The 13,517-nt window shown below is 54.4% G+C and carries 15 protein-coding genes; 8 read left to right on the forward strand and 7 right to left on the reverse strand.

All coding sequences use genetic code 11. The features are described from left to right. Positions 1-51: 51 nt before the first annotated feature. The 4 genes from KP814_RS20610 to KP814_RS20625 form a co-directional block, all read right to left on the reverse strand. On the reverse strand, positions 52-459 hold the full coding sequence (locus tag KP814_RS20610) for a PA2779 family protein (RefSeq protein WP_216738544.1): 408 nt from the start codon (positions 457-459) through the stop codon (positions 52-54). 225 nt (positions 460-684) lie between these two features. Next, the gene (locus tag KP814_RS20615; RefSeq protein WP_216738545.1) at positions 685-1,194 is read right to left on the reverse strand and encodes an OmpA family protein; all 510 of its coding nucleotides are present in this window, start codon (positions 1,192-1,194) and stop codon (positions 685-687) included. 18 nt (positions 1,195-1,212) lie between these two features. Beyond that, positions 1,213-1,704: a BON domain-containing protein gene (locus tag KP814_RS20620; protein ID WP_216738546.1), complete on the reverse strand. Its 492-nt coding sequence runs from the start codon at positions 1,702-1,704 to the stop codon at positions 1,213-1,215. An 87-nt stretch (positions 1,705-1,791) separates the two neighbouring features. Continuing rightward, on the reverse strand, positions 1,792-2,094 hold the full coding sequence (locus KP814_RS20625; protein WP_216738547.1) for a hypothetical protein: 303 nt from the start codon (positions 2,092-2,094) through the stop codon (positions 1,792-1,794). Positions 2,095-2,441: 347 nt separating this feature from the next. On the opposite strand from KP814_RS20625, the gene KP814_RS20630 reads away from it, so the two are divergent. From KP814_RS20630 to KP814_RS20665, 8 genes are all read left to right on the forward strand, one after another. After that, complete coding sequence (locus KP814_RS20630; protein WP_216738548.1) at positions 2,442-3,971, forward strand: HAMP domain-containing sensor histidine kinase; 1,530 nt, start codon at positions 2,442-2,444, stop codon at positions 3,969-3,971. Next, positions 3,968-4,486, forward strand: coding sequence for a hypothetical protein (locus KP814_RS20635; protein WP_216738549.1), 519 nt, complete (start codon positions 3,968-3,970; stop codon positions 4,484-4,486). Before KP814_RS20630 ends, KP814_RS20635 begins: the two co-directional genes overlap by 4 nt. After that, entirely contained in the window at positions 4,483-5,844 is a 1,362-nt protein-coding gene (locus KP814_RS20640) for a sigma 54-interacting transcriptional regulator (RefSeq protein ID WP_127973037.1), read from the forward strand. The genes KP814_RS20635 and KP814_RS20640 overlap by 4 nt, the downstream gene beginning before the upstream one ends. A gap of 220 nt (positions 5,845-6,064) precedes the next feature. Further along, positions 6,065-6,826: a methylamine utilization protein gene (locus KP814_RS20645; protein WP_216738550.1), complete on the forward strand. Its 762-nt coding sequence runs from the start codon at positions 6,065-6,067 to the stop codon at positions 6,824-6,826. Further along, on the forward strand, positions 6,819-9,170 hold the full coding sequence (locus KP814_RS20650; protein WP_216738551.1) for a bifunctional diguanylate cyclase/phosphodiesterase: 2,352 nt from the start codon (positions 6,819-6,821) through the stop codon (positions 9,168-9,170). The genes KP814_RS20645 and KP814_RS20650 overlap by 8 nt, the downstream gene beginning before the upstream one ends. A gap of 77 nt (positions 9,171-9,247) precedes the next feature. Further along, positions 9,248-10,051, forward strand: coding sequence for a DUF3034 family protein (locus tag KP814_RS20655; protein ID WP_253938520.1), 804 nt, complete (start codon positions 9,248-9,250; stop codon positions 10,049-10,051). 35 nt (positions 10,052-10,086) lie between these two features. Continuing rightward, positions 10,087-10,557 (forward strand): group 1 truncated hemoglobin, encoded by a 471-nt coding sequence (locus KP814_RS20660; protein ID WP_216738553.1) that lies wholly within the window; start codon positions 10,087-10,089, stop codon positions 10,555-10,557. A gap of 76 nt (positions 10,558-10,633) precedes the next feature. Further along, positions 10,634-11,116 (forward strand): peptidylprolyl isomerase, encoded by a 483-nt coding sequence (locus KP814_RS20665; RefSeq protein ID WP_216738554.1) that lies wholly within the window; start codon positions 10,634-10,636, stop codon positions 11,114-11,116. An 86-nt stretch (positions 11,117-11,202) separates the two neighbouring features. Here KP814_RS20665 and KP814_RS20670 read toward each other — a convergent pair whose 3' ends face one another. The 3 genes from KP814_RS20670 to KP814_RS20680 form a co-directional block, all read right to left on the reverse strand. Further along, a complete protein-coding gene (locus KP814_RS20670; RefSeq protein WP_253938521.1) occupies positions 11,203-12,093 on the reverse strand; it encodes a hypothetical protein in 891 nt (296 codons plus the stop codon). A 162-nt stretch (positions 12,094-12,255) separates the two neighbouring features. Further along, complete coding sequence (gene maoP / locus KP814_RS20675) at positions 12,256-12,597, reverse strand: DUF413 domain-containing protein (protein WP_127973044.1); 342 nt, start codon at positions 12,595-12,597, stop codon at positions 12,256-12,258. A 352-nt stretch (positions 12,598-12,949) separates the two neighbouring features. Continuing rightward, positions 12,950-13,429 (reverse strand): SUF system Fe-S cluster assembly regulator, encoded by a 480-nt coding sequence (locus KP814_RS20680; protein WP_216738556.1) that lies wholly within the window; start codon positions 13,427-13,429, stop codon positions 12,950-12,952. Between the last annotated feature and the right edge of the window lie 88 nt (positions 13,430-13,517).

Consider the following 13,517-nt stretch of genomic DNA (forward strand, 5'->3'; position numbering starts at 1 on the left):
CCGAACTACAAACAACGTTTATCGCCAAACCGCATAGAAGCTCAGCGCACCTTAACGGCCGATGGGCTTGATAACTGGAAAAATATTGGTGGCGCCCAGCAGATCCAGCACGATCAAGATCACAAAAATAACCAGAATCACGCCCAAAGCAGAGCTGGCGCCTGCAGGCATTTCATTGATTTGCTTGTTGAACTCCGCGATTTCATCCGCAGTCATGTTCGCTACGCGAGCTTCAACGTCTTCCTGGCTTACGCCCAGGCTCAGCAACACTTCTTTCGCCTCGTCAGAGCCGGTGATGCGCATAATCTGCTCGCGATCATAGTTTTGCTGCTCAACCTGAATCTGAGTATCAGTTGAGACCATCGCCGCACGCACCGCAGCACTCTGCAAGCTCAATACGAACATGCTCATGCTCAGCAATACAGCGGTAATTTGCTTAATCATGCGTTTGGATTTCATAGTCATTCCTCATTTCTTAAGTAAGAGATTCGTTGGAGTTATTACTGCGACATCGCGTCGCGTTGACGAAAGAAACAGAATTCTAAGTGTCGCAACGGAATTGCGAAAGTGCAAACGCCCTGCTGCGAGATATTTATTCACACCAGGGCGCTTACATGGTTTCCGACGCCGGACCTGCGGCGTCGGCAGCTCAGGTTACGCAATCCGTCGCGAACTCAGAGCTGATTAGAGGCTCGCGCCCTGTGGAACAATTTCCACGCGACGATTCATCTGACGGCCTTGCTCATTTGAGTTTTCAGCCAGAGGTTGTTCTTCGCCGTGAGGAACCACTACGAAATCAACCTGTCCGGAAACCAGATTGCGCAATGCCTGTACGGTGCTGTTGGCGCGATCAGCGGACAGCTTGCGGTTGTAGTCTGCGGAACCCGTGTCGTCTGCGTGACCGTGTACTTCAACACGGTTGTAAGCGCCTTCCTGAATATAGCTCGCCCACTGCTGCAGGTCGCCTTGCTCGCCAGCGCCAATCTTGGCGGAGTCGAAAGCAAATTCAATATTCGCGCTTGGCATTGGCGCTGCTTCCACTACGGGTTCTGGGGCCGGCTCAACCACAGGCTCTGGCTGTGCTGGTTCAATCACTACCGGCTCTTCAACCACAGGCTCCGGCTGGCTGGACGCACACGCGGACAGACCAATCACAGCAGCCGCCAACAAACTGAATTTAGACAGGTTTTTCATGTTTTTTCCTCATTTCTACTATCTAATTGCGGGGCAACCATTCCTTAGGCGGCTCCCTATCTTTGGGCGCCCGGTTAAATCACCAAGCGGTTTCTGTAATTTTCTTCCACCAGTCCCTCTCCTCATCCCAAACTCAGTACGGGGAGATATCCCCTCATCACGAGCCGGCTCAAAAGAGGGATCGGCTTCCTGGCGTTCTTCGCAAGTCAGCAGTCGATTATCCACCCGGGACACTCCATCGACTGAAAGCGCAACCTGCTCCGCCAGCACTTTTTCTATCGCGGTGTCGACATCGCCTTCTAACACGGCCCTGTCGCGAATCACCGTCACCTGGATTGCGAAGGCGCGCAATGCCGGGTTCAATAAATAGCGGGTTTGAATCACCCCTTCCTTCCACCCTTCGGCGAAGGGGCTGCGTCCGTTGTCATTGGCTTTGGCGACCATCGCTGCGGCGGTAAGCGCCACCAGGACGAACATCTTTAGCCATTGCGTAACCGTTCTCGAACACATATTGCTTCTCCCTTACAGCCAACCCGACGGCCCCTCCCGGGCTCGTTAGCTTCTTCAGCCGTATAACTCTTTAAGCACTACATAGCGCTACGAACTGATTTCCGGCGTGGCGTCAGACTTTACAGACGCCGACTTGTTATGCGCCGAAGACATAAAGTCCGCATATTCAACCAGGGAGATATCTCCGCTCCGATCCATATCGAACATCTCAAAAGCATCAATCAGATCCTGTCGATTCCGCGCCTCAAAGCGGGTGATCAAGGCGTCCGCGTCCTTGTCCATTTCCACAAACCCTGGGATGGTGATGTCGAACTGATTGTCGACCGTCGCCGCCTGCGCTCCGCTAACTGCAGCGCACAGCGCCAGAATTATGGTCAGCAGAGATTTCATGATGCGGCTCCTCTTAAGGTCGTGAACTAATAAAGTCATGGACAAGTATCAGTAAATGGATAAGCGACTTGGTTATCGCCAGTCCGATTAACAATACAAGAACACTAACAATTTTCGATCCACAAAAAACTTAACCATTTAAAATCAAATAGTTAAAAACATTTTCATTTGTTAACGCTTTTTCCTCAAGCTTGTAAACTGTTGCCTAACGGACACAGCCCGTTTTGCCATAACCAATAGAAAGCCATATATTTCAATAAGTTAATGCGTTGCTTTTTTGCAACTCTAGGAATAAAGAAGAAAACTCGGTATGGTTGCGAAAACTTTCCGGATTGCAAAAACGACCAATGGGTTTTCCTTTTTACTCTATCTCTCTTACCCGGCAGTGGGCCCTGGGCATGCTGCTGGCCGTGGCGCCGCTGATCGTGGCGGTTGGCTACGCGATCTGGTCGATGGACAAGCACAACCGTCGCCAGAACGAATTGGTGGAATCCACCGCTGCGATTAACCGGCAAATGTCAGCTTTACAAGAGTTGGTGAAAGAACTGGAACGCTCTGCGCGCCAGTTTGTCGTCTTGCAGGACGCGCGATTTGAGAAAATCTATGGAGAGAAGTACGCCAAGCTGCAGGAGCAGGCGACGGCGCTGGAGCGCAACATCGGCTCCGCCAAAATGAGCGACATGGTCAGTCAGTTGCTGCGGGTCACCCACCGGAGCGCGCTTTCCATCAACTCGCCTGCCAAGCGCGACGCCGCGCCTGAGCAACTGTCGACGCCCAAAGGGATTGCAGCCGAAGAAACCCTCAATGAAGTGGTAGGACCCGAATTTGAAGCAAACAGTCTGGGGCGTCTGACGGCTATTTTTAACAGCGCGGCGGAGATTACCTCCAATATCACGGCTCTCGCCAATGAGGCCATGAACGCCTCCCTGGCGGAGCAAAAAGAGGGCTTTCGCACCACCCAATGGTGGCTGGCGATTCTGGGCTTGCTCGCCCTGCCGGCCTCCTTTGTGATCATGGTGATCTGGTCCTACGTCATAACGCGCCCCCTGAACAACCTCTCGCAGACAATACGCCGCATCGGAGAGGGCGAACTGGAAGGCTGCGCCAAAGTGGAAGGACCGGAAGAATTTCAGGTACTGGGAAAGCGACTGGAGTGGCTGCGTGAGAACCTGGAGCTGATTGAGCAACAGAAAAGCGCGTTTTTGCGCCACGTTACTCACGAACTGAAGACCCCGCTGGCGGCGATTTTCGAAGCCAGCGCGCTGTTGACGGAAGAGATTCCCGGCCCACTGACCAGCGAGCAGAGAAAAGTGGTGGAGATCCTGTTCGATAACGCCATCCGTTTGCAGGAAATGATTCAACAGCTCCTGAATTTCAACAGCGTCCGCCTGGCCGCCGGCGGCCCACGCCAAACCCTGGAGCTGCCAGAGTTCCTGCATAAGTCGATTGAGCGCTACCGTTCGCTGGCCAACGCCAATCAGGTTTATATAGAAATACCCAAGACCTCCATCGAGGTGGAGAGCGACCCGGTTCTATTGGAGATGATCTTCAATAACCTGCTCAGCAACGCCATTCATTTTTCTCCACCCGGCAGCCGCATCGCTCTGGGGTGGGGGAAAGAAGAAACCGATGGCGAGCAGCCGGGATGGTGGTTGGAAGTTCGCGACCAGGGACCTGGAATTTCCAAACATGACAAAGAAAAAATATTCACGCCGTTCTTCCAGGGCGACAATAAGCGCCAGGGAGCGACGAAAGGAAGCGGACTCGGGCTGGCGATCGTCGCCGAGTGCCTGCGCCATCTTGGCGGCGATATACAGGTTATGGATGAAGAGCCCAATGGGACCCGCTTTTATATCAGTTTCACGGATTACACATGACAGCATTGAACTCAAGAAAAGTGATTTTTTCCCTTGGCGTCGCCCTGGGCCTGTTGGTCCAGTCAGGTTGTAAAAACCTGGCGTTGGTGACGAACGCGGTGGGAGGCGATCCCAACTCGCCGCTGTTGCTTGAGCGGGTTCCCAACCCTGACCTCGCCGATATCCTTGAGCAACGCGACAAGCACTGCCAAAGAAGCAAAGAAGCCCGCTCCCGACGCCTGGAGCGCATGACGTCTAAACACCGGGCGGAAGCGTTCGAGACCATTATGATCGCCAGTTGCGAGCCGGATTATTATCCCGGCGTCATGCAAACCGCATTGCAGTCACTGCGTAAGTATCAGGATTGGAATTGGGGCGCGCAGAGTTTCATCAAGCTCATGCAGGACGTATCCGACTCCCAGCAGCGCATGCTGGCTTATAACCAGAAACTGAAGTTGAAGCTCGAACAAACTATCGAAGCCATAGGCGCCATCGAAGAAGGCATTAACCAACGTACGGAAGAGTCTCCCAAATGAACGATCCTATCGCCAGCAACAACGATATTCTCGTCGTCGATGACGACTCCGGGTTACTGCAATTGATGTCTATGCGCCTGAAAGCGTTAGGATACGCCTCCCGACTGGTGGAAAGCGGCGAGGAAGCATTGCGGGAAATTCGCCGCAAGCAACCGATACTGGTGATCTCCGACCTGAAAATGGACGGTATGGACGGCATTCAGCTGCTGGAGCATATCCAACGGGACTGGCCTGGAACCCCGGTCATCATGCTGACCGCCCACGGCTCGATTTCAGAGGCCGTAGTGGCCACCCAAAAAGGCGCCTTCGCTTTCCTCACTAAACCCGTGGACCGAGAAGAGCTGCGCACCACCATCGAAAAAGCCCTGGTTGGCCACTCCGCCAACGAAAGCGCCGCCAATGTATTTCAATCCATCGTCACCCGCAGCGCCAAGCTCTACCAGCTACTGGAGCAGGCGAAAATGGTGGCGCAAAGCGACGTTAACGTCTTGATTCAAGGCGAAAGCGGCACCGGTAAAGAAGTGCTTGCGCAAGCGATTCATGACGCCAGCCCGCGCCGGGACAAGCCATTCATACCGATCAACTGCGGAGCCATTCCGGATGAGTTGATGGAATCCGAACTCTTCGGCCATAAAAAAGGCTCTTTCACCGGGGCCGTTCGCGATCATGTGGGTCTGTTTGAAACCGCTGACGGCGGCACCGTATTCCTTGATGAGATTGGCGACATGCCTATGCATCTGCAGGTCAAACTGCTGCGGGTGCTGCAGGAGCGCAAAATCAAGCCTATCGGCTCCACCACCTATATCGACGTGGACATTCGCATCGTTTCCGCCACCCACAAAGACCTGCTCAACATGATCGAAGAGCAGACATTCCGCGAGGATCTGTACTACCGGCTCAACGTCGTCAATCTGGTGCTGCCGCCTTTGCGCGAGCGCCGTGAGGACATTCCTCTGCTGCTGAACCATTTTATGGAGCGCGTGGCCCAGCGCTACGGCCAGAGCTGCAAGCGCATTGCGCCGGACGCTCTGGACGCCCTGATTTCCTACTCCTGGCCGGGCAATATCCGCGAATTGATCAACCTGAGCGAGAAATGTCACGCCCTTAATGCCGGCGCCGTTATTTCCCGCCAGTTGATCGAGCAGGCGTTGCCCCGCTTTCAGCGCGAGCAGAATCAGGAGGTGACGCTGTCCGAGGCCAAGCGAATCTTTGAGAAAGAGTACGTGGAAAAGCTGCTGAGCATGACCAACGGCAACATCCCGGAAGCCGCCCGCATGGCGGACCGTAATCGCTCAGATTTTTACAAAATCGTGAAAAAGCATGGTATTGATCCCGAACTGTACAAAGTGGGTCAATAAACCTCACCGCCTGGAGCAGCCTACCTCCCTTCCGGTATCCCAGGGGCGTCCGTTGACGTCCCCTCATTCGTAAAACATTGAAACAGTTCGTACCTGCGGGCTTCGTCGCCAAAACCCTTTGCTATACTGAAATTCATCAAGAGATTTAGGGTCTGTTGACGTTTCGGCGTCGTCACTGCTGCGCTTGGGAAACCGTCAATCAAGGCGTGAGGAACGAAGTTTGGTAATTCCAAATGAGCGACGTGTAATCAGGGGCCGCATCGACCCAACCCGAGCCGCTATATCCCCCGGTTGTCTCTGCCGAGCGTTGGCGCTGACATTCGCCCTGGCGAGTCCGATGGTCGCGGCGCAAACGCTTCATTTCCTGGCTTTGAGCGATAATGACGTTCCTGTGGCGGACGCGGTCATCAGCCTGCCTGCAGACCAAAGGTCGTCCCCCGCCCCGGCTTATGATGGAGCCCCCGCCATCATGGATCAGGTGAAGAAGCAGTTTCGGCCCAGAATTCTGGCCGTGGCGGCCGGCGCGCAAGTAGCGTTTCCCAACAGTGATAACGTTCGCCATCATGTCTACTCCTTCTCTCCCGCCAAGGTGTTTGAACTGAAGCTTTACAGCGGTCAGCCGGAAGCTCCTCTGCTGTTTCAGCAGCCCGGCGTCGTGGTGCTGGGGTGCAACATCCACGACAGTATGCTTGGCTATATCTATGTCGCGGAGACGCCCTACTTCTCCCAGACCGACGCATCCGGCAAAGCAACGTTGACCTTTCCGGACGCCAAGCCCGCGCCACAAGACATTTTGGTCTGGAGTCCCGAACTTTCCATTGATTCTCAAACCATATTGCGACTGTCTTTATCTGAGCTCCCTACCAGCGCCGCGGATCGCGACGCTTACATTATCCGACTGAACATGCAGGGAAATGGCGTGGAACGCACGCAGGGCAAGTCCGGCTTCGGCGGCAAATTCCGCAAGCAACAGCATGAATAGTCTGCGTAACCAGATACTTCTGCTCTCCGTCAGCTTAGTCTGCGTGGCGTCGCTCACTATCCTGGGCGCTTATTGGATATCTATCGGCCACTACACCAGCGACCGCATCAATCAGGATTTCAGCGGCGCCGCCAAGGTGTTTGGACAACTTCTTGAATCCCGGGAAGTGCAGCTGACCACCACCGCCGAGGTGCTCACCTCGGATTTTGGTTTTAAACAAGCCGTGGCCACCCGGGACACGCAAACCATCCAGAGCGTACTCAACAATCACAGCGAGCGCATCAGCGCCGACCTGATGCTGCTGCTTGATCTGAGCGGGACCCTGCAGGCGTCCACTCAGGATTCGCCATCTCCTATCGCCAAATTCGCCCATCAGGATCTGCTGCGACAAGCTTTAACTCACAGCGGCGCGGCGGCCTTTGTCGCCTACCAGGGAGAGCTGTACCAGATGATCATTCTGCCGGTCTACGCGCCGGCGCCAATCGGGTTCGCCGCCATTGGCTTCCGTTTGGACAGCGAACTGGCGGAAGAGTTGCGACAGATCACCAATGTGCACATTTCCTTTGTGTGGCGCGATCAAGGCGCCGCCAAGGTGGTGTCCACTCTGTCGCGTGATCAACTGGAAGAAGCGCTGCGCGCTCCGGAAACCATCCCTGACACGCTATTGTCCCTGATCCAGCAAAAGCAAACCTTCAGCAGTAAACGTCGTCCGCTGTCGGGGATGGGCGACAGCGCCATCGAAGCCGTACTGACCGTGCCCTTACACAACGCTTTTGCAGAGTTCTCGATACTGCGTGATCGCATCCTGTTGATATCCGCATTGACGTTCCTGCTGTCCATCGCCGGCAGCATGGTGCTGTCACACAACCTGACCAAGCCGCTTGGCCGCATGGTGAAAATCGCCAGCGACCTGTCTCGCGGCCAATATCGCAATCTCACGCCCATATCCATCGCCACCAGTGAAATCAAAACCCTGTTCCAGGCCTTCATCAAGATGGGATCGGATATCGAAGAGCGGGAATACAAAATTACCTATCAGGCCACCCACGACGGCCTCACCGGTTTGTTCAACCGCAACAAAGTGATCGCGGAAGTCGAAGACGCCCTCAGGCGGCACAACGCCCCTTTCCTGATTATCAGCCTGAACATCAACGGCTTTAAAAACATCAACGACACCTTTGGTCCGAAAGTCGGCGACGACTGCCTGCGCGCGGTAGGCCAAAGACTGGTCGAGTTCATTCCCAAAAACCCTATCTGCGCGCGCCTGGGCGCCGATGAGTTTTTGTGCCTGGTGGACGTCTTTGGCAACGAGAACGCCCGCACCATCTGCGATAAGTTGCTGGCCCATCTGGCCCGTCCGTTTAAGGTGGATGACTTACGTCTGGCCCTGTCATTCAGCATTGGAGTGGCCCAATACCCCGAGCATGCCGCGGCGGCCGAGGAACTGTTGCGTCGCGCCAGCATCGCTCTGGACAAAGCCCGCAGCGAACGTTGCGCCCTGCGCTTTTATGAGTCAGGCGAAGACGAAGCCCACCTGCGCAGACTGCAACTACTGCAAGACCTGAAGCTCGCCATTGCAGAGGACGACGGCCAGCTTTGCATGTATTACCAGCCCAAGATGCACCTTGCCTCTGGCCGGATCGACAAATGCGAAGCGCTGATTCGCTGGAGCCATCCCGAGCAAGGCTTTATTCCCCCGGATATCTTCGTGGAGCTGGCGGAGCAGGCCGGGCTTATCGCGTCCCTCACCGACTGGGTGACGCGCACCGTCATCAATCAGGTGGCCGAATGGCGTGACCAGGGCATCGATTTACAAGCGGCGATCAACCTGTCAGCCCAGGACTTGGAGCGCGATGAGTTACTGGACAACGTGCTGAGCCAACTGGAAACGTTGAAGCTGCCCACCCGCGCAGTCTCCTTTGAGCTGACCGAAAGAGACATGATGAGCGACGCGGACCACGCTATCGCGCTCATGCAACGTTTCCGTCAGCGCGGATTCACCCTGTCCGTAGACGACTATGGCATTGGCTATTCTTCCCTTTCCAAACTGAAGCAAATGCCGGTGTCGGAGATCAAAATTGATAAAAGCTTCGTAATACCTCTGGAACAATCCGCCAGCGACAAGATTATCGTCCGCTCCACGATTGAGCTGGGACATAGCTTTAACCTCAAAGTCATTGCAGAAGGCGTTGAAACTCAACGCAGTATGGATTTGCTGGCGGAAATGGGGTGCGACTATATTCAAGGTTACTTTCTATCCAAACCCATGCCTGCAAAGGAACTGGCTCCATGGCTACGACAACGCGCGCAGCAACTTCCCACTCAAGCTTTCGGCAAGGTCTAAGTCGTATTTTTCATCGATGGCTTTTCTCTCCTGGTGCACTAATTCGGATCTGCACGTTAATCATCACCGCAATTGCAATGCTTCCCATCGCCCACGCCGGAGAAGGCAAAATTCTGGCGGCCCCGGGCGTCACGCAGATCGAAGGCAGCGCTGGCGGCGGCCTGACGCCCTGGGCGGTGTTGGCGGGCTACGCCTCGCGGGACGACATCGCCGGCAGCGTCTTCAGCTCTCGCGTCGGCGTCGACGATTACCGCCTGGATGTCTGGGGTGGCGCGCTGAACTTCTATGACCGGGTCGAGATCAGCGTCGCGCATCAGAAGTTTGACCTGAAACAGGCCGGCGCGGAGATACGCCAGGACATTTATGGTGCCAAAGTGCGCCTTTACGGCGACCTCATATACAGCGAATGGCCCCAGGTCAGCACAGGCGTTCAGTACAAACGCCTGCAGGACACGGCGATCGCCAAGGCGGTCGGCGCCGCGGATGAGGAACATGGAACGGACTTTTATCTAACCGCCAGCAAACTGCATCTTGGCGCTGTCGGCGGATACAACCTGCTATGGAGCATCGGCGTGAGGGCCACCAAAGCCAATCAACTGGGCCTGCTCGGGTTTGGCGGCGACAAGCGCGACCGCTACAGCGCCCAAGTGGAAGCCGCCCTAGCCGTCCTGCTTAACGCCCATGTCGCAGTCGGGGCGGAGTACCGCCAAAAGCCCGATAACTTGGGATTCGCTGAAGAGGAAGACTGGAGCGATGTTTTTATCGCGTATTTTCCCAACAAGCACGTGAACATCACTCTGGCCTGGGTGGATTTGGGCGACATCGCCGGCCAGGATAACCAGCGGGGCGCTTATTTATCCCTGACCGGCTATCTATGGTGAGCCTCCTATTGACTCTCAGCGTGCGGAGAACACAGATGACGCAAGCCAACTCTCAAGCAAGTTCGATACTCCGTGATGCGACAAAAGCCATCGCTATCACACTCACCGCGGCGACGTTACACCTGACCGGCTGCGCAGGCGTCACTCAGGATGCCTCTTTATATCGCGCACTGGGCGGCGAACAAGGAATCGCTCGTTTGGTTGACCGCTTCGTGGAGGAAATCAGCTACTCCGAAGATATCGCGCCCTTCTTCGCCGACACAGACCCCGACCGCTTCAGAGAAAAACTATCTGAACAACTCTGCAATATCAGCGGAGGTCCCTGCGAATATACCGGCGACAGCATGCGCGACAGCCACTCCGGGATGTCGATTTCCGAAGCGGACTTCAACAAAACCGTAGACTTGCTGATCAACGTCATGAACAAGGAAGGCGTGCCTTATCCCACGCAAAATCGATTGTTGAAGCGCCTCGCGCCAATGAGGAAGGACATTATTTATCTGTGATGAACGCGTCTGCAAAATTGCTGTAACCGGCGCGCAATTGCGCTAAAATCCGGCCAGATTTTTACGGAGACCGATTATGGCGATTAGCAAAAATAAAGTGGTCCAGTTCCACTACGTCCTGAAAGACCAAGAAGGCAAAGAACTGGAAAACACCTACGAAGACGAAGTCATTACCTACTTGCACGGCTATGACAACGTGCTGCAAGGCTTAGAGGAAGCGCTGGAAGGCAAAGACGCCGGCAACAAGTTCGAAATCACCCTGCCCCCGGAAAAAGCCTTCGGTCTGCGTCAGGAAGACAGCATCAAGCGTATTTCCAAAAAGTATCTGAAGCATGCGGGCCGTTATCAGGTTGGCGACGCCATCCCGGTTAAATCAGAGCAAGGCGTGCAAGTGGTCACGGTCATGAAAATCGGCCACTCCATGGTCGACGTCGATATCAACCACCCTTACGCAGGTCAAACGCTGACATTCGCTTTGGAAGTCGTCAGTCTGCGTGATGCGGAGAAAGAAGAAATTGATCACGGCCACGTACATGGCCCTGGCGGACACCACCACTAAGCGTTGCCCGCTCCAGCCAGCGCTTCCGGCTCAACATTCACATTCGGATGTAGACCAATGGAGCGCTGGACAGTTTCAGCGTCGCATCAGCCAACGCTAAACGCCATCACCAGCCAAACAATCGTCAGCGGCGCCAACAACAGCAATGGAGCCACTTTCGACGCATATCGCAGTTGTTCATCGAAAGACTGCCGCACGACTTCAATAATTCCCGGATCCCATAACCGCGCCGGCTTGCCTTTGCTCTCATCGGGATGCGCAGTGATGCGGGTCTCGCTCAGTACGCCGCTTTCCAGAAACGCCTTCGAAAGATTTTTCCCCTTACCCACAGACGCCGCCACGATATGGTATCTCTGACGCAGCCAGTCCACAGGCTCAGATTTCGCGCATACGCCAAGCGTACGCGGCAGATCCATCCCCGCTTGTACGCATAACCCCAAATTCAGCAGATACTGATACACGCTGCGCGCCACGACCAGAGACCGAATCTGTGGGAAACGGGAGGCCGCGTTCCAGAAACGCGAATCCGGCTCCACCCAATTACGCAGGAAAACCGGCGCCAGCCGCACGCCGATAACCAGCCCCGCCACCGCCGCCGAGGCGCAAACACTCATGGAAGTCAGCGTTGTCTGGGCGCCAAATGCAAAGAAATACAGCAGGTAGGCCAACGTAAAGCAACACAATAACCAAGAACCCGCCAACCAGGCGGATAACTGACGGGATGAGCGCCCAATCAGCACGTAATAGTCACACAGGCGGGCGAAGACTTCCGCAATACGCAAAGTGGCGAGACCAAACTGAATAAAGCGCACTTCCCACGGTAAGAACACTCCACTCTCACGGATAAGCTCCAGCAATGGCTTATCCGCCTCTTGCCTGACGCTCTCCGCCAGTTGATTCAAATTAGCCGTGTAACAGCGAGGCGAAATGTCGGCGGCGGAGTCGAAAACTCCGGGAAATTTTTCGCCGTTCAGCATTGCCTGTCCCAGATTGGCAAACAGCACAGCCCGATTGGCGGGTAATAATTCTGAATATGACATTGAATGAGTATAGAAAAGGATTCTGCATGGAAATGCAGTTGAGTATAGAGTCGAGAAAGAAAAAAGGCACTGTAAAGCGCCTTTTTTCAAGAGTGAGCGTCAATCGGTTTCGACGTCGGTAAAGTCGCCGCCCTCGGACATAGCGAACGCCATGCCGGTGGTGTAGGACACGCGTTTGGTGCTGATATGCTTGAGATACTTGATCCACACCTTTTCAATGTCCGTCCCAGGCGCTCTTTCACCTCTCAACACTGTCAGAAGTTGTTCTTCCGCCGGTGTCGCAGGCTTGCGATTGCCGTTTGTGAGCTCTTGCAATGCATACCCGGAACGCTCCAGCAAATCCGCTTCTTTCTTGGAAAAGAAACCAGACCGGCTGAATCCTCTGGGAAAGTGCTTCGTATCGTAAAACACTTTACTGCTTGCAAAATCTTTTTGGTTCATAAATCAACCCCTTCCGCAAGAAGCATAAAACCAAAACCCGGATACTAAGCTAAACCGCTTGTTTCCCGGCGATTACTGTAAGGATAGTCCATATTGTTGGGCGCGATTATCTGCAAACAATGCTCTGAGTACAACCAAAAATTGCGCTTATAGGAAAAAAGTCTTGATTTTTTATTTTCTTTCTGTAACCAGACGCCGAAAAGCGCCTAAATAACTGGGCTGCGAGGAAATTTCGGAATTGGTTAAAATTCAGAAATAATCAGAATTAAATCGCCGTTAGAGCCAAATGCGCTAACTTTGAAACGAATGGATATATGAGCGGATAGATATAACTAATGAAAAGTGTGCGCTTCTAAGAAGCCAGCTCGCTCAACATAACGAGATCAACGTCGTCGTCCGTACGCACTTTGCTGATGATATCGGCCTTGCTCAGTCGACGAGACATATCGCGCAGCGTGAGACGCTCAAAAATCTCATTGACCGTCTGGTTGATGACCGACCAGTTGCTGTGCACCGTACATGCATGCATGACGTCGCAGACGCGTTCTTCAGCGCAGCAGTCAGTCAGCGCCACACCGCCTTCCACAGCTCGGAGAATGCGCGCAATGCTGATATTATAAGCCGCGTCGGAAAGACAGTAGCCGCCTTTAACGCCGCGCTCGGAATGAACGACGCCGCCATCCACCAGCAACTTCATGATTTTGCGCACGGTGGGTATGGGCAACTTGGTCTGATCGGCGACCTGATCCAGTTTGACCAGGTCCTTACCTGGCTCATCCAGAGCAGAGGCGATCAACAACCCATAATCGGCAAGTCTAGCTAAGCGCAACATAATTGAAGTCCTGTATCAGCTTCATAAACGCATGGCTCGGGATCGCCAAACGAACCCGCCGCGTAAGGAATACACGCCTTTTCGATTC

This window comes from Hahella sp. HN01, from assembly GCF_018986435.1.
Lineage (GTDB): Bacteria > Pseudomonadota > Gammaproteobacteria > Pseudomonadales > Oleiphilaceae > Hahella.